The organism is Nocardia higoensis NBRC 100133, assembly GCF_000308595.1.
Classification (GTDB): Bacteria; Actinomycetota; Actinomycetes; order Mycobacteriales; family Mycobacteriaceae; genus Nocardia; species Nocardia higoensis.
Window position 1 is genome coordinate 1 of the sequence record NZ_BAGA01000116.1, and the last position, 21,606, is coordinate 21,606.

Genomic DNA, 21,606 nt, shown 5'->3' on the forward strand with positions numbered 1-21,606 from the left:
ATGGCGGTGCCGGAAGGCAGCAGATCCACGGCGTGCGAGGCCGCCGTCTCCAGCGTGCGCTCCAGCTTCGGCAGGCCCTCCAGCACCCCGGTCAGCGCGGCCGACTTGGCCCTGATGGTCACCGCCTCCTTGAAGCCGGCCGCCGACACCAGCCGTTCCAGCTCCCGTACGTGCAGGCCGTCGGGCGAGGATGCCACGAAACGCGCCAGCAGCGCGCCCTGTTCGTACAATCGCTTGTTCCTACGGGTCACCGTGGTCGTGCCCACCTTGCATTCGCCGTTTCCGAAACACGCGATGTAGAGCAGGTGCGGCCGGCCGATGTATTCGCGGATCTGCGGCGGCAATTCCTCCAGCGAACCGCGATGGTGATGCACCACCGAGAATCCCTCACGCAACCGGCAACGCTCGCACTGCCTGCCGCTGGTCACCTGCGCGCGCCGCGCGCACGGAAACCGATTCCCCACGCCACCGTCGAACGTGAAATAGCCCAGACACCAACGCTTTTCCTCGGCGATCCGAAATGCCAGCCGATGGCCGGCGCCGGGTAATTCCTCGATCGAGCCGTCCGGCGAGATCATCTGGTGATACCAGCTGCCGTCGTCGCGCCACCGCAATCCGCCGTACAGAAATGGCTCCGCCGCGCCTGCCAAGATCCCGCTCCCTTTCACCCGAACGGATGACACTACCCGCGCGCGAACGGTGAGACGATACGACCGCTACCTGTTCGGCATACGCGCTCGTCGTGGTGTTCCTACCGGCTCCGGGCCTGTTCTCGGCCCGTCCGGGAACCGCACGGAATGAGGGGAAATGTCGTTGTACTCGTCTGGCCGACCATCGTGACCTCCGATCCGGACTACGTCCACGCCGACGACGTGCTGGCCGAGACCATGTGCAAGGTCCGGGTCATCGGGCTCGACTACAGCCGCGCCGTCGAACTGCTGCGCCTGCACTCCGCATGCCTGGCCGACGAATGCGATGTTCATCTGGCCTGCGCGGTGCACATCGCCGACTGGCTCTACGGCCGCTGAGCCCGCCCGACGGTGCGCCGACCCCCGGGGCGCGGCATCCGACACCCGGGGCGGACCAGCGGAAACCGCCCGACGGCGCTAGTCTCATGACTCGACCGATCCGGACCATCCGGGCAGGTCGCGCAACGCCGTCGGCGTGATCGGGAATCGCCGACAAGGAACGGAGTGTCACTGATGGCGATCGGCAAGAACACGTCCCGGGGAATTGTTCAGCGGGCCAAAGCCACGCTCACGCGTTTGCTGCCCAAGCGGGCGAACAGCTCGGCGGCGGAGGAGGCGGCGGGGATCGCCGAAGACGCTGCTCCGGCACCTGCTTCGCCCACGGCACCGGAGTCATCGGCCGAGCCGAGCGGGCCGGCCGCGGCCTCCGCGTCCACGAATGTCGATGAAAACGTCTCGCCGTCGGACTCGACCGCAGCGGTCGACGCCGGCGAACCCGGCTCCCCCGCCGTACCCGCGCCCGATGCCGAGAATGCGGGGTCCCCGGAGGGCGCCGAGCCCACCACCGAGAACACCGGGTCTGCCGAGCCCGCAAAGACCACCGAGTCGCCGGTAGTCGCCACGCCCGCCGAAGCCGCCGTGCACACGGTCGCCGATCCGGTGGCGACCGTTGCGGAACCCCGGGCCGCGCGCGTGGACTCGAACCTTCGCGCCCGTCGCATGGCCGACCCGGACTACCGGGAAGAGCAGTACGCGAACCGCTACGAAGGCCCCGTCGCACCGATCAATCGCCTGATCGACGAACTGGTCGCGGAGTCCGGCGAATGGATGCCCTACGTGGCGCCGGTCTACGGCGGCGTCGAGGCCCGCCTGCTCACCCTGTTCCGCGACCCCGGCCCGAAGACCAAAGTGGGCAAGGGCAGCGGGATGCTCTCCCTGGAGAACGACGACCAATCCGCCGAACGGTTCCTCGCCTTCTTCGAGGAAGCCGGCATGCGGGTCGGCGACCTGATGACCTGGAACACCTTCCCCTGGTACCTCAACCGCAAGCCGAGCACCGCCGAAATCGACCGGGGCCTCGAGCCGCTCGAGCGTGTGATCGCCCTGCTGCCGGAGTTGACGGTCGTCATGGCACACGGTCTCGACGCCCAGAATGCCTGGCGCCGCTTCGAGCGCAAGCACCCGGCCGTCGCGGGCAGGTTGCTCGTGATCCCCACGTATCACACCAGCAAGCAGGCTCTTTTCACCCCGGATCCCGACGTGCGGGCGCAGCGCGAGGCGAAACTGCGCAGCGATTTCGCGCGCGCGGCGCAGCATCTGGCTCGCTGACCCCATCCGCCTGCCGAGCCGGGCCGCCGAGCCGGAAGTAGCCGCGGACGATCAGCCCTCGCCTTCCAGGGGTTCGAGGGCGCCCACGGTCAGGCCGTTGGTGACCAGCCGGCTGATCTGGGCGGCCAGTTCGTCGGCGCGACGGGCGGACGTGCGTAGGCGGTACAGGCGGGCGAAGGCGGCGCCGTATTCGCGTTGGCGCGAGAGCGGGAGCAAGGGAATACGGATTCGCTGCGGCACGAGGCGGACCGTGGAGCCGAGGGTGGAAGCCGCGGCGTCGGGGCTGCCGGCGAAGCCGGCGACGAACCAGGGGTCGAGGCGGTCGGGGTCGACGCGGAGGGCGACGACATTGGGGCCGATGGCCGCACCGAGCCATTTCGCCGGAGCCACTCGGGCGTGCACGGCGCGATCGCGGCCGCCGTGCACGAGGGGGACGATGACATCGTGCGACTCGACGCGCAGGACGGCGCGTTGCCAGGTGTCGTCGACGAGGCCGGTGGGATCGCTGTCGGCGGCGACATCGCGGCCGGTGAGGGCGGGCGTGCCGAAATCTTCTTCCGACGGGTCGGCGCCGGTGGCGGGGTTCAGCACTTCCAGGGCGCCGCCCGCGGCCAGGTCGCGAACGGTCGCGGTGCGCCAGGCGGGCGCGTCGGCGGCGGTGAGGATCTTCAATTCGGATGCCGCGCTGCGCAATCCGTCGAGTTCGGCGAACAGATCGCGCAGCGCGGTGGTGACGGCTTCGCCGGTGCGGTCGGCATCGACGGCGGCGCGGACGTGGCGAGCCGGGGTGAGGTCGACCTCGTCGTCGAGGACGTCCATCACGCGGACCACAGCCGCCGCATCGGTGGCATCTGTTCGCGCGCGGTCGCCGCGGGCGAACGCGCGCCAGGTTTCGGTGATCAGGCGGGTGAGTTCGGTCCAGTTCGGCTGCTCGCCGGTGGAATCGGGGGCTCGGCGCGCGGTGTCGAGGAAGAGTACGTCGTCGGGGGCGGGCCGGTCGGGCGCGGGGCGGGTCAGCACCCACAGTTGCAGCGCGATCTGACGGGGCGGGGCGAGACCGGCGGGAAGGCCGATCACGGCGCGTAACGCGCCCGCGCGCAACAGGTTCGCGCGAATCCGTCGGCCACTGGAGCGCATCGCCACGGCGGGCGGCAGCAGCAGGACGGCACGACCACCGGGGCGCAGGTGCGCCAGGGCGTGCTGCACCCAGGCCAGTTCCGATTCCACGCGCGGGGGGACGCCGTACTCCCACCGTGGGTCCAGCGCCAGCCGGTCGGCACCCCAATCACGCTGCTGGAAAGGGGGATTGCTGATGACGGCGTCGACGGTGACACCCTCGAAGGCGTCCTCGGTCAAGCTGTCGCCCGCTTCCACGGTGACCGACGCGGTCCCGTCGCGGGACGACGGCGCGGCCCCGGCCTCGGAGATGTCGCGCACGGCGTCGAGGGCGAGCAGGGCGCGGGCGCGGTGAACCTGGACCGGTAGCAGGTCCTGGCCGAGCAATCGGCGCGCTCCCGCCCGGGCGGCGGCGCGCAGTAGCGAACCACTACCGCACGCCGGATCGAGCACTTCGGCGGGCACGGCGGCCGGGACGGTCGTCCCGATCCCGCGAGGCACGCCGACCTCCCGGATGAGTTCGACGATCAACTGCGCCAACGGTTCCGGGGTGGGATAGACGCCGGTCGTCGGGCTCTCCTCGAGGCCGCGCTCGGCCAGGACATCGAGTACGACGGCCGGATCGTCGGCGCGCGCGGCGGCGCGGACCGCGCGGCGCACGTCGTCGTCGGAAGAATCCGGCTGCGGATCGGCGGCGAGGGCGGGCAATTCGTCGATGAGGGCGGGGATGTCCTGGGGGCGCACCGCGGCCCGCAGGACGCTGCGCAGCTCACGGACCGGTGATTCGGCCGACTCGACGCCGTGCCGGCGCAGCCAGTCGCGCACATCGGCGAGTTCGAACAGCGGTCGGGTCTCGCTGCCGCCGGCGGGGGACGGAAAGTCGGGGTGACGTCGCCGCCAGTTGCTGACGGTCGCACGAGTGACGCCGGCCAGCCGAGAGATCTCCGCGGCCGTGACCTGTGGGGTGTCGTTCATACCCCTCCTTTCTTGTCGCACAAGCTTCCGCCAAGCATGCCAGTGTGTCAATCATGGTTGTATTAGTTGACAATGTTTTCACTCTCTTCTACCTTAGGCGAAGTTCGAAACGACTGAAAACATTGTTCACCACACAGGCAGGAGAGACACTATGCCGAGCCACCGACACCGCCGGGCCGACCATCGCCGCACCGGCGGCCGCCGCACCCTCGGTTGTGGCGAGGACCTGCGCAAACGTTCCGCCCGGGTGCCCACCACGCGCTGCATCAACGGTGGCAAGCGGCGTTACTTCACCCGGAGCGACGCCGAACTCGCGTTGTCGGGGGTCGATCACGACGACCCGCGCCGTCGGGAACAGCGCTGCTACCAGTGCCCGGCCTGCCACGGCTGGCATCTCACCAGCCTGTCGCTGGCGGAATACGTCGAGACCCGCATCCCCCAGCGATCACACGACACCCCTGCTCATCCGCGGCGCATCGATCGAGGCGCCACGACGGCGTCCCGCCCCGCCCGCGCGGCGCGCGTCTCGTTCGACCACATCACCGCCGGTCCCGCGCCCAGCCCCGCCGAGGTGGCCGCGAGGGCCCGCACACGCGCCCCGGTTCGACCTGCGCCACAGGAGAAGCCGACGACATGGCCCGGCTTCGGCGCACTGCTGCGCGCATGGCTCCGCCGCCGGCTCACCCATCCCGCCCTCCCGGCCGTGCTGCGCCGGGCTTCGAAAGGACACCGCTCGTGATCATCCGCTCCGCCCCCGCCGCCCTCGCCGCCGTCGGCACCCGCATGGGCGTCCCGGCGACCGCGCACGCCGAAGCGCACACCTGGATCCGCGAAACCTACCGGCCCTGACGGCCTTTCACCCCGAGGACGAAACCATGACCGACCACTCTTCTGGACAGCGCCATTCCCAGCACCCGGATCCCGGCTCTCGGCAGCCCGGCAATCAGCAGTCCCATCCTCAGCACCCCGCTGCTCAGTACTCCTATCCTCAGCACCCCGATCCTCTGCCGTCCGTTCCCCGGCCGCCCGCGGCACCTCAGCAGTTCGCCGGACAGCCCTATCAGGGGCCGCATCCGGCGCCGCGGCCGCCGAAGCGATCGACTCCGGTGTGGCCGTGGGTGCTCATCGGCGTGATGGTGCTGCTGTGCGGCGGATGCTTCGGCATCGTCGGGATGTCGTCGGATGCCGCCGACGACGGCTCCTCGACCACCACGTTCACCACCGGCGCCGCGGCGAGCGAGCCCGCCGTCGCCGCGCCCGGGGAGGCCGCGCCACCGAAGCCGGACGCCGCTCCCGCAGGCGCGGCCGTCCGGGACGGGAAGTTCGAGTTCCGGGTGACCGCCGTCGACGGGCCGGTGAAGACGGTGGGCGACAACCAGTTCCTGCAGTCCACCGCACAGGGCGAATACATCCTGGTGCACGTGAGCGTCACCAATATCGGTGACCGGCCGCAGACCTACTTCGGCAGCAATCAGAAGCTGTTCGACGCTCAGGGCAGGCAGTACGAGAACGACACCATGGCCGAGGTGAACCTGCACGATCACATGGCCACCACGATCAATCCGGGCAACACCATCGATGTCGTGCTCGCCTTCGACCTCCCGGTCGGCACCGTGGCGGACAAGCTGCAGCTGCACGATTCGATGTTCTCCGGCGGGGCGAAGGTCGCTCTGCGCTGAGACCGGACCCGGCGGTTGTCGAGCGGATGACCGACAGACGCCGACCGGTCCGGAATGTCATGCTGACGATCCCCGAAACGGTTCGGGTGCTCATTGTTCGCGAACGCGCCAGGAGGCGAACCCTTGTCGCACTTCACCATCCCCCTCAACGAGGCCAATCCCGATCCCCGCGTGGCCTGCATCGTGCTCGCGGATGTGTCGGGGTCGATGTCGGGTGCGCCGATCGCCGCACTGGAGAAAGGCTTCGCCGCGTTCGTCGAGTACGTCACCGATGACGACCTGACGCGCAAGCGGGCCGAGGTCGCGGTGATCACCTTCGGCACCCAGGCCCAGCTGGCGGTGCCGTTGCAGGAAGCGCGAACGCTCGAGCCGATCCCGTTCTCCGCGAGCGGCAGCACGAACATGGCCGATGCCATCGACATGGCGATCGACATGATCGACGAGCGCAAACGCGAGTACAAGGCCGGCGGCATCCAGTACTTTCGGCCGTGGTTGCTGCTGCTGACCGACGGCGCGCCGAACCAGCAGGGCTTCGACGCGGCCGTGGCGCGGCTGAACGCGCTCGAAGCCGCCAAGGGCGTCACGGTCTTCGCGGTCGGCGTCGGCGACAACGTCGACTACCGGCAGCTCGGGCGGGTGAGCACCCAGCGTCGGCCCGTCCCGCTGGCCGGACTGCAGTTCTCCGAGTTCTTCGAATGGTTGTCGGCCTCGCTCGGCAATATGGCCGCCTCGGGTAACCACGGCCGTTCGGACGAGCAGGTGGCGCAGAACTCCGGCCAGCAGGTGCCGCTCGCACCGCTGGACGGTTGGGCGACCGCCTGATGGTTTACCTGCGCCCCATCGCCGCACTGTTCGGCCAGGCCGCAGCCGGGCCGCCGACCGACAGCCCGGACGGCGCCGACAGCCCGGATGCCGGCCGGGAAGGTCCGGCAACCACCGAGGACCGGTCCGGGCCCGACATCGGCGCTCGCTCCGAGCCGGATGCCGCGGCCGGATCGACGCCCGGATCCGTCCCGGATGCGGGCGCGCCCGTACGGCGCTGGGCGGTCAGCGGAGCGTCGGTCGCCGGGGAAGCGCACATCCGCAAGGGCCTCGGCTGTGACGACGCCTTCGCCTACGCGACCACCGGCGACCTGGTCGTCGCCGCGGTCGCCGACGGCGCGGGCAGTGTCACCCAGACTTCGGCGTGGGGCTCCTACACCGTCTGCGATCGGGTCGTGACCACCGTGCTGAGCCCGGTGTTCCTCGACTGGCTCGACGACGTCCTGCGCGGCGACGAACCCGCCGAACGCCTGATGACATGGCTGTTCGAGCAGGCCCTCGGCGCTCTGCAGGCGCGGGCGCGCTATACCGGCCAGCCGATCGGCGAGCTCGCCACCACCCTGGCGGTGGCGATCGCGACGCCCGAGTTCGCGATCTTCGCCCAGATCGGCGACGGGGTGATCGCGCTGCGCGATCCGGACGGGGTGCGGACGGTGCTCGTCGAGGAGAAGGGCGAGTACGCGAACCTGACCTGGTTCGTGCAGTCGCGCGACGCCTTCACCGCCTCGTTCCGCGTGCACACCGCCACCGATGTGACGGCCTTCGCGCTGAGCACCGACGGGATGGCCTACAAGATCACCGATGTGGCCAGCGGGGCGGCGTTCGTGCCCTTCTTCGAGGGCGCGTGGGCCGCGACCACGGCGAACGAACTGGGCGAGGTGGAGTTCCAGGCCTGGCTGAGCGCGATCCCCGAGGACCAGACCGGCGACGACAAGACCCTCGTGCTCGCGGTGCGCACCGACGACAGCGCGGCGGCAGGCGCCGGCCTGGAACGCCGGGTGCAGTCCCGGCGGCCACCGGCCTATGTCGCTCCCGCGGCGGTGGGCGCCGAAGGCTGAGCCATGCGGGAATTCCGGCTCGACGACGGACGGGCCGTGCGGCTCGGCAAGCAGCTGGCCAGTGCAGGTGAGGGCGTGGTCAGCGAGGTGATCGGCCATCCCGAGTGGGTGGCCAAGATCTATCATCCGCACCTGCCGCAGCAGGGACTGCAGGCCCGCGGACGGAAGGTGCGCGCGATGGCGGCCGCGAAACCGGCCGGCGCCACGCAGGCCGACGGTTTCGTGGTGCTCGCCTGGCCGGAGCACGCGCTGCTCGGGCCGGACGCGCGGGTGCGCGGGTTCGTCATGCGCAAGATCGACACTTCGAAAACCGTCGAGGTGCACAGCCTGTCGAACCCCGCCGACCGGGCGGACCCCAACCCCAAAGGGCCGCAATGGCCGAAGAAGGCGACCTGGCTGCATCTGGTCAATGTCTCCCGCAATCTCTGCCGGGCGCTCGACACCGCGCACAACGCGGGCGCGGTGATCGGTGACTTCAACGAGCGCAACATCCTCGTCGCCGACACCACTCTGGTGACGCTGGTCGACTGCGACTCCTTCCAGTTCCGCTCCGGTTCGACGGTGCACCCGTGCGGGGTGGCACGGCCGGAGTTCCTCGCACCCGAGCTGGCGAAAGTCGATCTCGCCAAGCATGTCCGGGACAGATCATCGGACCTGTTCGTACTGGCCATCCACATCCACCTGCTGTTGATGGCTGGCAATCACCCGTTCTCGCGGGGCAACTGGACCGGGCCGGGCGAGAAGCCGGAGGCGCTGGTGCTGGCCGCGGGCGGACACTGGGCCGGTGGCGCGCAGTCGAGGCTGAAACCGCACCCGGCGGCGCCCGAGGTGAGCATGCTGCCGGTGGCCGTGCGGAATCTGTTCGAGCGGGCTCTCGGCGTCGGGGCCCGGCAGCCCGCGCAGCGACCGTCGGCCGCCGAATGGGAGCGGGCGCTCGCGGCGATGACCTTGGTCGGCTGCTCGCGGGACAAGACGCATGTGTATCCGAACCATAATCGGAGCTGTCCTTGGTGCGCGCTCGCGTCGCGCCAGAACGGCACGACGCGCACCACATCGGGGCCGCGGCCGAAGACGACGGTGCCCAAGCCGGGTACGCGGGTGCGGCGGTCTGCGGCCGCCACGGTCGGAACCCGGCCCGTGACGAAGACCGCGACGGCGACGCGGCCGGCCGCCACCACGACCAGGGCCACCGCGACCACCGCAATGGTCGGCACGAAACCCGCTGCCGGGACCACCGCCACCGCGGCGGTCGCGACCACCCAGCGGGCCGCGACAGGTCCGGGCGCGCAGGGGAAACCGACGCCCAAGCGCCCCGACCCGGTGCTCGCCGAGCGTCGTGAGAACGACTCCTCGGCGCGTCTGCTCACCGTCGTGGCGAGCCTGACCTGTCTGCTGCCCTGGCTGCTCGGCCATTACGTATTGCGCGGGAACTATCTCCCGGTCTCCGGCGAGGTCTACGACGACGAGATCCGGGCATGGTGGCCGTACTTCTGGGCGGAACTGCGCGCCGGCTGGGCGCTGCTGTGGCTGGCGGCCGGGGCGTTCTTCGTGTTCCGGCCGTGGCGCGGACGCTGGGTGTCCGTCGCGACCGGTGTCGCTCTTGCGGCGGCGGCGATCTGGATGGGGCCGGGCGCGAAGGCCGATTTCGCCGCGGCGGAGCAGGATTCGGTCTTCGCGCTGAGCGCGACGGCCTACCCGTTCCCCCGGTATCACACCATGTGCAACTCCATCGATGTCGGAGTTCGTGACGCCGAGGACGAGCCGACGCACACCATGTGGCAGATGTACGTGTACACCGACGCCGAATTCGGCACCTCGGTCTGTGACCACGTCGCGGTGTATCGCGGCTGGACCCGAGTCGCCCACCTGCAGCTGCCCGAAGGCGTCACCATCGATAACACCAGCCGCGATGTCTGGGTCCACTTCGAGGAAACCGGCGAGACGGTTCCACGCGGCTGGGTCTTCTGGAACCTCGACTGGTCCCGGATATGGCTCAACGCCCGCACCGGCGACGGGCGGGTCGTGTCGACGAACCTGCGCGACGCCCCCAACGGCGGCCTCGCACTTCGGTAGCACGTACCGGAGGCGCCGACGCGAAAACGCCGGCGCCTCCAGACCCCTCGAAAAACGTCCTCACAGAGCGTGATTGGCCACGAACACCGAGCCCGGTGCCACGGTGTCGCGCACCTGGTTCAGCCGCGCCCAGTCCTCCCCGTCGAACAGCCTCCCGCTGTCGACGCGGTCCTCGGCGAAGGTGGCGACGAGACCGGGCAGCGACCACGGCGCCAAGGCGCGCGAGACCGCGAAGCCCGCCGCCTTGCCCGCCACCGCGGCCTGCGGAGTGGGCGCCACCGCGACACAGAGCAAGGCGAATTCGCCCGGGACATGGGAGAGCGCACCGCCCTCTGCGTCCGGGCGGGCGAAGGCGCCACCGAGATGGCGCAGTTCGGCGAACATCAGGCCGGAGGAGGTGCCGTCGCCGACCTGCGCGAGAAACGCCGACACGGCCTCGTCGTCGAGCGGGCCGAGCACACTGTGCTCACCGACCGTCGGTGTCGGCGCGGGCGGGTCCATGTGGACCTGCACCAGGGCCGGCGCCGGGATGCGGGTGAAGGTGTCGATTTCGGGCGACAGGGCGCGCAGCGGGGCGAGCACATCGCCCGCGAACGCGTCGGATTCGAGGATCGCGCCGTCGATGACGACGATGTCGCGACCGGACAGGAACGGCGGCAGTTCCGGCAGCGGCGGGAAGCTCATCACGCGCAGCGAGGTGGTGGCCGACTCCGGGGCGGACCTCGTCCACTCGAGCCACGCCGGGACGACCTCGGCGGCGCGCGAGCGGTCCCACAGCAGCATGCCCGCGTAGACGTCCGCGTAGGGCAGCAGGTCGATCTCGATGGCGACGACCACGCCGAAGTTGCCGCCGCCGCCGCGCAGCGCCCAGAACAGGTCCGGGTTCTCGGTCGCCGAGGCGTGCGCGACGGTGCCGTCGTGCAGAACCACGTCGAAGGCTCGCACCGAGTTCGCCGCCAGGCCGTGGGTGCGGCCGTAGAAGGACAGGCCGCCGGAGAGGAGGTAGCCGGCGACCCCGACATCGGGGGCGCTGCCGTGCAGCGCGGTCAGGCCGTGCGGGGCGGCGGCGGCGAGCACGTCCTGCCACAGGGTGCCGCCGAGCACGCGGGCGGTGCGGGCCTGCGGGTCGACGGTGACGCCGGTGAACCGGGACAGCTTCAGCAGCACCACATCGTCGAGGGGGACGTCGGCCAGCGGGCCCGCGCCGTGACCGGTGCTCTGCGGCGCGATCCGCAGGCCGGCGTCGGTGGCGGCGCGGATGACCGCGGCCACCTGTTCCACGCTGGTCGGGACGGCGACCGCGGCGGGTCGCTGGTCGACGGCGACGTTCCACGGAATGCGGGCGGCGTCGTAGCCGGCATCACCGGGCAGATGCAGTTCGCACTGGGTGCGCAGGGGCTCGAGAGCGAGAGCGTTTGTCATGCACACAAGATTCGGGCAGTACGCCGATCACCGAAATCCCTCGTCGCCGGGTACTTTCCGGCCCACGATCTGGGGGCAGCCGTCCCCAGAGATCTGGGGGTCCTTCCGGAGACGGCTGCCGCAGATGCGGCTCAGGCGTGCTTGCGCGCGCCTCTCGCCAGCAGCACCAGCGGGACCAGGGCCAGAATGCCGAACACGAGGCCGACCAGCGGCGGGCCTTGCGCTTCCAGGCCGGAGGACAGTGCCACACCGGCCAGCGCCGAGCCGCCCGCGATACCGACATTGAACGCCGAGGTGCTCAACGCCATCGCCAGCGGACGACCGGGGCCGGCCACCGCGACGACCTGGGCGCTGAGGATCGGGTTGCACACCAGACCGGCCACACCCAGCGCGATCACCAGCACGACGGCCACGGCGCTGTTGGTCGCCCACAGCGTGATCGCGGTCAGCACCAGGGTGGTCGCCAGCACGCCCGTGATCGCCGCGCGCCACGGAACGCTGTCGCCGAGGCGTCCGCCCAGCGCGCTGCCGACGACGGTGCCTGCGCCGTAACCCAGCATCGCCAGCGGAACAAGGCCCGCGGCCAGACCGGCGCGGTCGGTCAACATCGGGGAGATGTAGGAGTAGGTGCCGAGGACGGCGGCCTGCGCGAGCGCGATCGACAGGTAGACCAGCCACAGCCTGCCCTTGCGCAGAGCGGCGAGCTCGCCGTTGACGGTGGCGTGCGAACCACCGCCGTGATCGGCGGGCACCTGCCGCACGATGACGGCGACGGCGACGAGCGACAGCACCGCCAGGATCCAGAACGGCCCCTGCCAGCCCAGCGATTTGCCCAGCGCGGCGCCGAGAGGAACGCCGATCACATTGGCGATCGTCAGACCGCCGATCATCACGCCCATCGCGCTCGCCGCCCGCTCGCGTCCGGCGGCGGCGGTCGCGACCAGCGCACCGACCGCCCAGAAGGTGCCGGTACCGAGCGCGGAGACGAGGCGACCGACGAGCGCGAGCGCGAAAACGTCGGTCAGCGCGCCGATCACATGGCCTGCGGCGAACAGCACCAGCGCGGTGATCAATACCGCACGCCTCGGCAACCGCAGCGTGGCAAGCGCCATCAGCGGCGAGCCGATCATCATGCCCAGTGCGAAAACGGTGATCAGGCTGCCCGCTTGCGCAACGCTGACATCCAGCGCCTCGGAGACCTCGGGCAGGATGCCGGCGACCATCATCTCGGTGGTGCCGACGAGGAATGTCACAGCACCCATCAGCCAGACGATCGGCGGCAGCGGACGCTTCCCGGTGGGAGGCGCGGCCGGTGCGGCCGCGCGATCTCCCACAGCGGAGGATTCGGTCATGGCGGAATACCTTCACGGTCCGCCACACGGCACGCTTGCACCCCGACGGGCGAGCGGCACGGTGGATGAATGGCGGCCAGCCCTCCCCCGGCCGGCACGGATCGCCGACGGCGACCACAGATCCGATACCTTACCCGAACCAGCGACTTGTCGGCAAAGCGGCGATGAAGGATTTCACAGGGTCGCCAGGCGCATGGCGATCGGCCAGGAGATCCGCCTGGTTCCGGCCGGGTCGCCCCACAACTCGGTGAGATCGGCGGCGAAGGCGCGCAGCATCTCCTGCTCGCCGGCCTCCTGCACCCTGCGCACCGCCGACCACGTCGACAGGTAGCCGAGCAGTTCGTCCAGGTTCCAGTACTTTTCGATGACCATGCGCGGGGCAGGGCGCTCCTCGAACGGGAAGTCGATGTCGGCGTAACCGCTGTCGACGAGTGTGCGCTCGGGCGGCCAGTACGGGCCGATCTCCTCGCGGTAGAACCGGTCGAACCGCGCGCGCAGATCGGTTTCGAGCTCGAGCACCCCGTAGCTGATCAAGGCGAGCACGGCGCGATCGACGGCGATTCTGCGGACCTCCGCGTAGAAGGCGGGCCGGTCGAACCAGTGCGCGGCCTGAGCCGCGGTGATCAGTGCCGCGCTGCGATCGGCGACGGGCAACTGCTCAGCGGCCCCCCGGACGTAGCACACCCTGTCGCGCTGTCGCGCGTGCGCGATCTGGTCGGCGCTGGGCTCCACCCCGAGCGTCGTCGCGAAGAACGGTTCGAGCCGGGTGGTCAATTGGCCGCTGCCGCAGCCGATGTCGACGGCGAGATCGGTGGCGGGCGCCAGCGCGGCCAGGAATCGGCCGAGCCGGGCGGGATACTCGGGGCGGAACCGCGCGTACGCCTGCCCGCCCCGCTCGAACCAGTTCGTCACCGGGCTCAGCCTGCCACAGACGCCGCCGCTCGCGCGTGGGCCCGACGCCACCCAGAGTTCTGGGATGGTGCCGCGACCAGCAACAGCGCACAATCGGTCCATGGCTCGAGAACTGACAGCAGCACGGGTGCGACAGGATGTGGACGTGGTCGCCCGTGCGGGTCTCGACCTGGACACCTTCCTGCAGGAAGCCGTCGATTCGGTGGCGCGGGCGGTGCCGTGGGTCGGGGCGTGCGTCGGCACGCACGATCCGGCGACGCACATGCTGACCAGCGCGCGCAAGTACGGGCACCTGCGCGATCGCAACAGCCACGACCACGAATTCGGGCTCATCGAGTACGGGACCGTGGAACCGACGGCGTTCACCGAGCTGGCGCGTGCCGAGGTGCCCGCGGCGGCCGTACACCTGACCACCGGCGGAGCGGTCGAGCGGTCGGGCCGGATGGCCTCGTTCATGAAACCGCGCTTCGGCTTCGCCGACGAGGCGCGGATGGTGTTCCGCGACGGCCGCGATGTCTGGGGCGCGATGGCGTTGTTCCGCGGTCCGGACGACAGGCCGTTCGACACGGCGGAGATCCAGTTCCTGGCCTCGCTCGCCGCGCCGTTCGCGCACGGGGTGCGCACCGGCATGCTTTCGCGACTGGCCGACGCGCCCGCGCCGACCGCGGTCACCGGGCCGGCCGTGGTGATCGTCGGCTCCGACGACCAGATCTCACAGATGAGCCTCGGCGCCGAACAGCGGCTGGCGGACATCAACTTCGGCGAGGCAGGCGGCGATCCGCTCGCCGCGATCTCGTCCCTCGTCGGCGCGGCCCGCCGCTACGGGCGCGGGGAGACGCCACTGCCGCCGCGCTGCCGGATGCGCACGGTGAGCGGCATGTGGCTGGTGCTGCACGCCGGGCCGTTGATCGCTCGCGACGGCAGGCAGGGCGAGGTCGTCATCACCATCGAGGAGGCCAGGCCGCCGGAGATCGTGTCGATCGTGGTCGCCGCCTACGGGCTGTCCCCGCGCGAACGCGACGTCGTGCAACTGGTCCTGCAGGGCATCGACACCAAAGAGATCGCGGCGACACTGCACCTGTCCACCTACACCGTCCAGGACCACCTGAAGTCGGTCTTCGACAAGGCGGGCGTGCGCTCGCGGCGCGAACTCATCTCCCGCGTCTACTTCGACCAGTACGTGCCGCGCATGGGCACCGATCTCTCCCCCACCGGCTGGTTCGCCGACTCCCGGATGAGCGATCAGCCGATCGGCGCCTGAACGCGCGCCCGGTCCCACTGCCGTCCGGCCACACGACGAAAGGGCCGTCGAGGCGTAGCACGCCCCGACGGCCCTTTCGATCGTTCAGCGTCCGCGGCCGAACACCTCAGTGCCGACGGCGGGACTTCGGTCCGCGCTTGCCCTTGCCTTCGGCGCGGGCCGCTTCGCGGCGTTCGCGGCGGGGGGTGTGGGCGCCGTCGCCGCCGTATTCCTCGGCGTCGCTGTGCACCTCGGCGCGGCCGCCCTCGTCGGGGCCGATGTAGTTCAGGCCGCGCGGAGAGCCGTCGGAGATGCCCTTGGCGAGCAGCGGGGCCGGGGCGGCGGGCGGCGGGGTCGCGCCGAGGGGGGAGCGCAGGCCGGGGTCGACGGAGACGCCGGTGGGCTGCGGCTGCTGGACTTCGACCTTCAGGTTGAACAGGAAGCCGACCGACTCCTCCTTGAGGCCGTCGAGCATGGCCATGAACATGTCGTAGCCCTCGCGCTGGTACTCGACCAGCGGGTCGCGCTGGGCCATCGCGCGCAGGCCGATGCCCTCCTTGAGGTAGTCCATCTCGTAGAGGTGCTCGCGCCACTTGCGGTCCAGCACCGACAGCAGCACCTGACGTTCCAGGTTGCGCATGGAGCCCTCGCCGGCCAAGCCGTCGATCTCCTGCTCACGCTTGGCGTAGGCGGCATGGGCGTCGTCGAGAACGGCCTCGAGCAGCTCGTCGCGCGTCAGGTCGCGTTCCTCGCCGGCGAGTTCACCGGTCAGCTCGCGGTAATCCAGGCTCACCGGGTACAGGGTCTTGAGCGCGGTCCACAGCTTCTCCAGATCCCAGTCCTCCACATAGCCGTCGGCGGTGGCGCCGTCGACATAGGCGGTGAACACGTCGGTGATCATGTTCTGGACCTGACCCTCCATGTCCTCACCACGCAGGATCCGGTTGCGCTCGCCGTAGATCACGGTGCGCTGCTGGTTCATGACCTCGTCGTACTTGAGGACGTTCTTGCGGATCTCGAAGTTCTGCTGCTCGACCTGGGTCTGCGCGCTCTTGATCGCCTTGGAGACCATCTTGGCCTCGATCGGAACGTCGTCGGGCAGGTTCAGCCGGGTCATGATCGACTCGAGCGCGGCGCCGTTGAAGCGGCGCATCAGCTCGTCGCCCAGCGACAGGTAGAAGCGGGACTCACCCGGGTCGCCCTGACGTCCGGAGCGGCCGCGCAGCTGGTTGTCGATACGGCGCGAATCGTGCCGCTCGGTGCCGAGCACGTACAGGCCGCCCGCTTCGATGACCGCTTCGGCGTCGGCCTCGGTCTGCGCCTTGACCTTCTCCAGCGTCGGCAGCCAGGCCGCCTCGTACTGCTCGGGGGTCTCCACCGGATCCAGCCCCTGCTTGCGCAGCAGCAGGTCGGCGATGATGTCGGGATTGCCGCCGAGCACGATGTCGGTGCCTCGACCGGCCATATTGGTGGCGACGGTGACCGCGCCGGGCCGACCGGCCTCGGCGATGATCTCGGCTTCCTTCTCGTGGAATTTGGCGTTGAGCACGTTGTGCGGGACGCCGCGGCGGGTGAACTGCTTGGACAGGTACTCCGAGCGTTCGACGCTGGTGGTGCCGATCAGGACCGGCTGGCCGAGTTCGTGGCGCTCGACGACATCGTCGACCACGGCGTTGAACTTGGCCTCCTCGGACTTGTAGATCAGGTCCGACTGGTCGATGCGCTGCATCGGGCGGTTGGTCGGGATCGGGACCACGCCCAGGCTGTAGATCTGGTGCAGTTCGGCGGCCTCGGTCTCGGCGGTGCCGGTCATGCCGGAGAGCCTGCTGTAGAGGCGGAAGTAGTTCTGCAGGGTGATGGTGGCCAGCGTCTGGTTCTCCGGCTGGATCTCCACCCCCTCCTTCGCCTCGATGGCCTGGTGCATGCCCTCGTTGTAGCGGCGCCCGACGAGGATGCGGCCGGTGAACTCGTCGACGATGATGACCTCGCCGTCGCGGACGATGTAGTCCTTGTCGCGCTGGTAGAGCTCCTTGGCCTTGACGGCGTTGTTCAGATAGCTGACCAGCGGCGAGTTCGCGGCCTCGTAGAGGTTGTCGATGCCGAGCTGATCCTCGACGAACTCCACGCCCGCCTCGTGCACGCCGATGGTGCGCTTCTTGATGTCGACCTCGTAGTGCACGTCCTTCTTCAGCAGCGGCGCGATGCGGGCGAACTCCGCGTACCACTTGGAGGAGGCGTCGGCGGGGCCGGAGATGATCAGCGGGGTGCGGGCCTCGTCGATGAGGATCGAGTCGACCTCGTCGACCACGGCGAAGTTGTGGCCGCGCTGCACCAGATCGTCGAGTGAGTGCGCCATGTTGTCGCGCAGGTAGTCGAAGCCGAACTCGTTGTTGGTGCCGTAGGTGATGTCGGCGTGGTAGGCGACGCGGCGCTGCGGCGGGGTCATGCCGCCGAGGATCACGCCGACCTCGAGGCCGAGGAAGCGGTGCACGCGGCCCATCCACTCGGCGTCGCGCTTGGCCAGGTAGTCGTTGACGGTGACCACGTGCACGCCGTCGCCGGACAGCGCGTTGAGGTAGGCGGGCAGCACACAGGTCAGGGTCTTGCCCTCACCGGTCTTCATCTCGGCGATATTGCCCAGATGCAGCGCCGCGCCGCCCATGATCTGCACCTTGTAGTGCTTCTGGTTGAGCACGCGCCAGGACGCCTCCCGAGCCACCGCGAAAGCTTCCAGCAGCAGGTCGTCCAGGGTTTCGCCGTCGGCGTACCGCTGTTTGAACTCCGCTGTCTTGGCCCGCAGCTGCGCGTCGGTCAGATCCTCGTAGTCCGGGCCGATCGCGATCACCTCGTCGGCGAGATGAGCGAGCCGCTTGACGGTGCGACCCTCACCGATCCGTAGCAACCTCGAAAGCGTCAGCGCAGGCACGGGTCTTTTCAGTCCTCTGGTCGGGTGTCGATTTGGTCCCCCCAACGGCTCCGCCGAGTCGGCGGAATCCGCGGCACGAATTCATGGTAGTCGCGCTACCTGCGCGCGGTGCTATGCAGGCGGGCGTCCACTGTGATCGAATCGAAGCATCGTGCCACCGTAACGCCGCCGCGGCTCGTGTCGAGCCGAAGGTCGCGCCGAATGGTGTCGCGGTGACGAGCGGCGTCGGGCGTCACCAGCATCGAAAGGAGCGACTGGCAGCGTGATCACCAGATTGACGCCGCAGGACGCGGCGTTCTACCGGCTGGAGTCGAGCAGTAATCCGATTCACATCGGATCCCTCGCGATCGTCGCCGGCTCCGACGGCGAGGACGCGAGCGCCGGTGCTCCGCAGGGGGTGGACTACGACAGCCTGGTCGATCTGGTGGAGAGCAGGCTGGCGCTGGTTCCGCGTTATCGCTGGAAGGTCCGCGAGATCCCGCTGTCGCTGGGCAAGCCGGTGTGGGTCGAGGACAGCAGATTCGACATCACCTATCACGTCCGCCGCTCCGCGCTGCCCAGTCCCGGCACCGAGGAGCAACTGCACGAACTGGTCGCACGGCTGGCGTCCCGGCCGCTGGACCAGAGCAGACCGCTGTGGGAGATGTATCTGATCGAGGGGCTCGCGGGCGGGCGCGGCGCCATCTTCACCAAGACGCACGCCGCCCTCGTCGACGGGGACGAGGCGCTGGAGATCGGGCACGTCATCCTCGACACCAGCCCCTCGCCGCGCGAGCTGGCCGATTACCTCTGGGAGCCGCCGCGCGAACCGACCGAGGTCGAACTGCTGATCGGGGCGCTGAGCCGGCTGGCCGCCCGGCCGAGGGAAGCGATGACCGTGGCGCGCGAGCGCAGTTCCGAGGCCTTCGCGATGGTCGGCGCGGCGGGCCGGGCGCTGGACTCGGTGGTGTCGGCGGTGCGCGCGGTGGCCATCGGCGCGCCGGACAGCCCACTGAACGCGCCCACCTCCCGGCATCGGCGGTTCGCGACCGCCAGCACCGACCTCGCCAGCCACCGCAGCATCCACAAGCACTTCGACTGCTCGCTGAACGACGTCATCCTGGCCGTGGTCACCGGGGCGCTGCGCAACTGGCTGCTCTCCCGCGGCGAGGGCCTGGTCGAGTCGAGCACCCTGCGCGCGGTGGTGCCGATGTCGGTCTATGTCGACGACGAGAGGGCCGAACGAACGGCGCCCCCCGCCAGCGAGGTGTCCTCGTTCCTGATAGATCTGCCGGTCGGGGAACCGAATCCGGTGATCCGGCTGTCGCACATCGCGCACGCCAACGAGGCCAACGCCGGATTCCGGCGCGGCGTGCGGGCGCGCACGCTGGTGCATCTGTCGGGCTTCGCCCCGGCGAGCCTGCACGCGGTGAGCGTACGGGCGGCGAGTACCTTCGCAGAACACACATTCAATCTGGTGATCACCAACGCACCGGGTCCGCAGCGGCCGATGTACATCGGCGGCGCGCGGATGCTGGAGATGTACGCGGTGTCGCCGCTGCTGCGCAATCAGGCCTCGAGCATCGGGATCACGTCCTATGACGGTCGTGTCTTCTACGGGCTCAACGGCGATCGCGACGCGATGGCCGATATCGGCGTCCTGGCGGCCGCGGTGCACGAATCCTTGGAGGAGATGCTCGGTGCCTGCGCCTGAGAAGAACTTGCCCGAGACGAAGAAGCTGCGGGTCTACATTCCCGTGACGGTGCCGATGTTGCGTCGGCTGCTCACCGAGCGCGAGATCTTCCCGGTCGGCGGCACCGCCTTCGCGGTCACCCCGGCCCTGCGCGAGGCGTATGCCTCCGGCGACGACGAGGAGCTGGCCGAGGTCGCGATGAGCGAGGCCGCGCGGGCCTCGCTGCGCCTGATCGCCGCCGAACGCGAAGACCTCACCGAGTCGCTGGAAGAGGCGCTCGAGGCACCCGCCGACGCCGACGCGGCCCCCGCACCCGGTGCGGGCGCGCACGGCGGCCCGGTGTACCGGCGGGCGGTGATCGCGGCGGATGTGTCCGGGGCGAAGCTGCGCTCCGATCTCGACGACGCGGTGGTCAAGTTGTCCGGGCCGATTCCCTACGAGCGGATCGCCTCGGTGCACGTCGATCTGGCCGAGGCCGAGCCGGAGGTGGCCAAGGCCGTGGACGTGATCGACGCCGCCGATCTCGGTGACGAGGACGCCGAATTCGTGCTCGGCGACGCCGAGGACCACCAGCTCGCCTGGTACGCCAACCAGGAACTCGCCTTCCTCGTCGAATTGCTCTGAGCCGGACGGCCCGGGCCGAACCGCAATATGTTCGCCCGCGCGCACCGGCCGAGGCGCCGTTCGCCCGAGATCGTGACCGAGGGCTCACGTTCGAAGTGCGAACAGCACTTCCCCCGAATAACCTACGATGCCGTAACCTGACAGTGAGCGGGCCCGCCCCTGCGGGCGGAGTGAACTCGCGCAGACGTATGCGACCGCGAGCCGGTCGAATTCGCCACCGCGGCGGATCCGGCATCAGCGACGACGACACCGCGACGAACGAACAGAAAGACGAAACGGCACTGATGGTCCTGAAGAATGTCCGTGACTGGCTGGAGGCGCCCGCGGCGAATGTCGCCGAGCGCGGCGGTCGGCTCAATGTGCTGCGCGGCGCCGTCGCCCGGGTGACCACTCCCCTGCTGCCCGACGACTACCTGCACCTGGCCAATCCGCTGTGGTCGGCGCGCGAACTACGCGGTCGCATCGTCGATGTGCGCGAGGAGACCGCGGACTCGGCGACCATCGTCATCCGACCGGGCTGGGGCTTCGATTTCACCTATCAGCCGGGCCAGTACATCGGCATCGGCCTGCTGGTCGACGGTCGCTGGCACTGGCGTTCCTACTCGCTGACCTGCCCGCCGAACTGGAATTCGCCCGAGCACGGCGGCAAGAAGGTCATCTCCATCGCGGTCAAGGCCATGCCGGAGGGCTTCCTGTCCAGCCATCTCGTCGGCGGCGTGCAGCCGGGCACCATCGTGCGGCTGCAGGCTCCGCAGGGCGGTTTCGTCATGCCCTCCCCGCCGCCGCCGAAGGTGCTGTTCCTGACCGCGGGCAGCGGCATCACCCCGGTGATGTCGATGCTGCGCGCGATGGACCGCCGCGACGGCATCGCCGATGTGGCGCATCTGCACTCCGCGCGGTCGGAGCAGGACGTGATGTTCGGCGCCGAGCTGCGCGCGTTGCACGACAGGCATCCCGGCTTCGCCTCGCATCTGCGGCTGACCGGCGAGCAGGGCAAATTCGCCTTGGCCGAGCTCGACGCCGAGTTCCCGGACTGGCGCGAGCGCGAGACCTGGGCGTGCGGCCCGGCCGCGATGCTCGACGAGATCGAGAAGCACTGGCAGGCCGCGGGCCTGTCGGACAAGCTGCACGTGGAACGCTTCGAGATCGAGCGGTCGGCGGTCGGCGAGGGCGGCACGGTCACCTTCGGCAAGACCGGACGCAGCGTGGTCGCCGACGGGGCGACCAGCCTGCTCGAGGCAGGCGAGTCGGTCGGTGTGCAGATGCCGTTCGGCTGCCGGATGGGCATCTGCCAGACCTGTGTGGTGACGGTGGCCGAGGGCCACGCGCGCGATCTGCGCAACGGCGACGAGCGCCGGGCCGGCGACAAGGTGCAGACCTGCATCTCCGCCGCCGCGGGCGACTGCACACTCGAAATCTGAGTCGCCGCGTACCCTC

Annotated in this window: 17 protein-coding genes; 11 read left to right on the forward strand and 6 right to left on the reverse strand. The window is 69.9% G+C overall.

The annotated features are described in order from the left end of the window. Nucleotides 1-650: DUF2797 domain-containing protein (locus tag ON26_RS31745; RefSeq protein ID WP_157171970.1), on the reverse strand; the 650-nt coding region annotated here is incomplete at its 3' end. Nucleotides 651-797: 147 nt separating this feature from the next. Between ON26_RS31745 and ON26_RS21015 the strand changes: the two genes are divergently transcribed. Next, entirely contained in the window at nt 798-1,028 is a 231-nt protein-coding gene (locus tag ON26_RS21015) for a hypothetical protein (RefSeq protein ID WP_040797941.1), read from the forward strand. Between the two features lie 174 nt (nt 1,029-1,202). Further along, nucleotides 1,203-2,297: a uracil-DNA glycosylase gene (locus ON26_RS34680; RefSeq protein WP_245545932.1), complete on the forward strand. Its 1,095-nt coding sequence runs from the start codon at nt 1,203-1,205 to the stop codon at nt 2,295-2,297. Between the two features lie 51 nt (nt 2,298-2,348). On the opposite strand, the gene ON26_RS21030 is transcribed toward ON26_RS34680, so the two are convergent. After that, entirely contained in the window at nt 2,349-4,388 is a 2,040-nt protein-coding gene (locus tag ON26_RS21030) for an N-6 DNA methylase (protein ID WP_040797943.1), read from the reverse strand. 151 nt (nt 4,389-4,539) lie between these two features. Between ON26_RS21030 and ON26_RS21035 the strand changes: the two genes are divergently transcribed. The 5 genes from ON26_RS21035 (at nt 4,540) to ON26_RS31755 (ending at nt 10,020) form a co-directional block, all read left to right on the forward strand. Then, a complete protein-coding gene (locus tag ON26_RS21035) occupies nt 4,540-5,127 on the forward strand; it encodes a hypothetical protein (protein WP_040797944.1) in 588 nt (195 codons plus the stop codon). A gap of 136 nt (nt 5,128-5,263) precedes the next feature. Next, nucleotides 5,264-6,067 (forward strand): DUF4352 domain-containing protein, encoded by an 804-nt coding sequence (locus tag ON26_RS21040; protein WP_245545933.1) that lies wholly within the window; start codon nt 5,264-5,266, stop codon nt 6,065-6,067. Nucleotides 6,068-6,190: 123 nt separating this feature from the next. After that, nucleotides 6,191-6,889 (forward strand): vWA domain-containing protein, encoded by a 699-nt coding sequence (locus ON26_RS21045; protein WP_245545934.1) that lies wholly within the window; start codon nt 6,191-6,193, stop codon nt 6,887-6,889. Continuing rightward, complete coding sequence (locus ON26_RS31750) at nt 6,889-7,947, forward strand: PP2C family serine/threonine-protein phosphatase (RefSeq protein ID WP_157171971.1); 1,059 nt, start codon at nt 6,889-6,891, stop codon at nt 7,945-7,947. Before ON26_RS21045 ends, ON26_RS31750 begins: the two co-directional genes overlap by 1 nt. Before the next feature lie 3 nt (nt 7,948-7,950). Next, nucleotides 7,951-10,020, forward strand: a complete 2,070-nt coding sequence (locus tag ON26_RS31755; RefSeq protein ID WP_051027310.1) for a hypothetical protein — start codon at nt 7,951-7,953, stop codon at nt 10,018-10,020. Between the two features lie 60 nt (nt 10,021-10,080). Here the strand turns inward: ON26_RS31755 and ON26_RS21060 are convergent, their stop codons facing one another. The 3 genes from ON26_RS21060 to ON26_RS21070 form a co-directional block, all read right to left on the reverse strand. Then, on the reverse strand, nt 10,081-11,442 hold the full coding sequence (locus tag ON26_RS21060) for an FAD-binding oxidoreductase (protein ID WP_040797945.1): 1,362 nt from the start codon (nt 11,440-11,442) through the stop codon (nt 10,081-10,083). Between the two features lie 131 nt (nt 11,443-11,573). After that, nucleotides 11,574-12,794 carry an MFS transporter gene (locus tag ON26_RS21065; RefSeq protein ID WP_051027311.1) on the reverse strand — a complete coding sequence of 407 codons (1,221 nt, stop codon included), beginning with the start codon at nt 12,792-12,794 and terminating at the stop codon, nt 11,574-11,576. Between the two features lie 174 nt (nt 12,795-12,968). Beyond that, nucleotides 12,969-13,706 carry a class I SAM-dependent methyltransferase gene (locus ON26_RS21070; RefSeq protein WP_245545935.1) on the reverse strand — a complete coding sequence of 246 codons (738 nt, stop codon included), beginning with the start codon at nt 13,704-13,706 and terminating at the stop codon, nt 12,969-12,971. Between the two features lie 100 nt (nt 13,707-13,806). On the opposite strand from ON26_RS21070, the gene ON26_RS21075 reads away from it, so the two are divergent. Then, nucleotides 13,807-14,967, forward strand: a complete 1,161-nt coding sequence (locus ON26_RS21075) for a helix-turn-helix transcriptional regulator (RefSeq protein ID WP_040797946.1) — start codon at nt 13,807-13,809, stop codon at nt 14,965-14,967. A 106-nt stretch (nt 14,968-15,073) separates the two neighbouring features. Here the strand turns inward: ON26_RS21075 and secA are convergent, their stop codons facing one another. Beyond that, nucleotides 15,074-17,872, reverse strand: coding sequence for a preprotein translocase subunit SecA (secA, locus tag ON26_RS21080; RefSeq protein WP_040797947.1), 2,799 nt, complete (start codon nt 17,870-17,872; stop codon nt 15,074-15,076). A gap of 262 nt (nt 17,873-18,134) precedes the next feature. On the opposite strand from secA, the gene ON26_RS21085 reads away from it, so the two are divergent. From ON26_RS21085 to ON26_RS21095, 3 genes are all read left to right on the forward strand, one after another. Next, complete coding sequence (locus tag ON26_RS21085; RefSeq protein WP_040797948.1) at nt 18,135-19,565, forward strand: WS/DGAT/MGAT family O-acyltransferase; 1,431 nt, start codon at nt 18,135-18,137, stop codon at nt 19,563-19,565. A 55-nt stretch (nt 19,566-19,620) separates the two neighbouring features. Beyond that, complete coding sequence (locus ON26_RS21090; protein WP_174375426.1) at nt 19,621-20,169, forward strand: DUF6912 family protein; 549 nt, start codon at nt 19,621-19,623, stop codon at nt 20,167-20,169. A 284-nt stretch (nt 20,170-20,453) separates the two neighbouring features. Beyond that, nucleotides 20,454-21,590, forward strand: a complete 1,137-nt coding sequence (locus ON26_RS21095; RefSeq protein ID WP_040797997.1) for a ferredoxin reductase — start codon at nt 20,454-20,456, stop codon at nt 21,588-21,590. Nucleotides 21,591-21,606: the final 16 nt, after the last annotated feature.

Excerpts from the sequence above, each read along its gene's own strand:
- ON26_RS31755 (WP_051027310.1), top strand. The coding sequence starts at position 7,951 with ATGCGGGAATTCCGGCTCGACGACGGACGGGCCGTGCGGCTCGGCAAG.
- ON26_RS21090 (WP_174375426.1), top strand. The coding sequence starts at position 19,621 with ATGTTGCGTCGGCTGCTCACCGAGCGCGAGATCTTCCCGGTCGGCGGC.
- ON26_RS21065 (WP_051027311.1), bottom strand. The coding sequence starts at position 12,794 with ATGACCGAATCCTCCGCTGTGGGAGATCGCGCGGCCGCACCGGCCGCG.
- ON26_RS21075 (WP_040797946.1), top strand. The coding sequence starts at position 13,807 with ATGGCTCGAGAACTGACAGCAGCACGGGTGCGACAGGATGTGGACGTG.
- ON26_RS21035 (WP_040797944.1), top strand. The coding sequence starts at position 4,540 with ATGCCGAGCCACCGACACCGCCGGGCCGACCATCGCCGCACCGGCGGC.
- ON26_RS31750 (WP_157171971.1), top strand. The coding sequence starts at position 6,889 with ATGGTTTACCTGCGCCCCATCGCCGCACTGTTCGGCCAGGCCGCAGCC.
- ON26_RS21040 (WP_245545933.1), top strand. The coding sequence starts at position 5,264 with ATGACCGACCACTCTTCTGGACAGCGCCATTCCCAGCACCCGGATCCC.
- ON26_RS21060 (WP_040797945.1), bottom strand. The coding sequence starts at position 11,442 with ATGACAAACGCTCTCGCTCTCGAGCCCCTGCGCACCCAGTGCGAACTG.
- ON26_RS21095 (WP_040797997.1), top strand. The coding sequence starts at position 20,454 with ATGGTCCTGAAGAATGTCCGTGACTGGCTGGAGGCGCCCGCGGCGAAT.
- ON26_RS21015 (WP_040797941.1), top strand. The coding sequence starts at position 798 with ATGAGGGGAAATGTCGTTGTACTCGTCTGGCCGACCATCGTGACCTCC.
- ON26_RS34680 (WP_245545932.1), top strand. The coding sequence starts at position 1,203 with ATGGCGATCGGCAAGAACACGTCCCGGGGAATTGTTCAGCGGGCCAAA.
- ON26_RS21030 (WP_040797943.1), bottom strand. The coding sequence starts at position 4,388 with ATGAACGACACCCCACAGGTCACGGCCGCGGAGATCTCTCGGCTGGCC.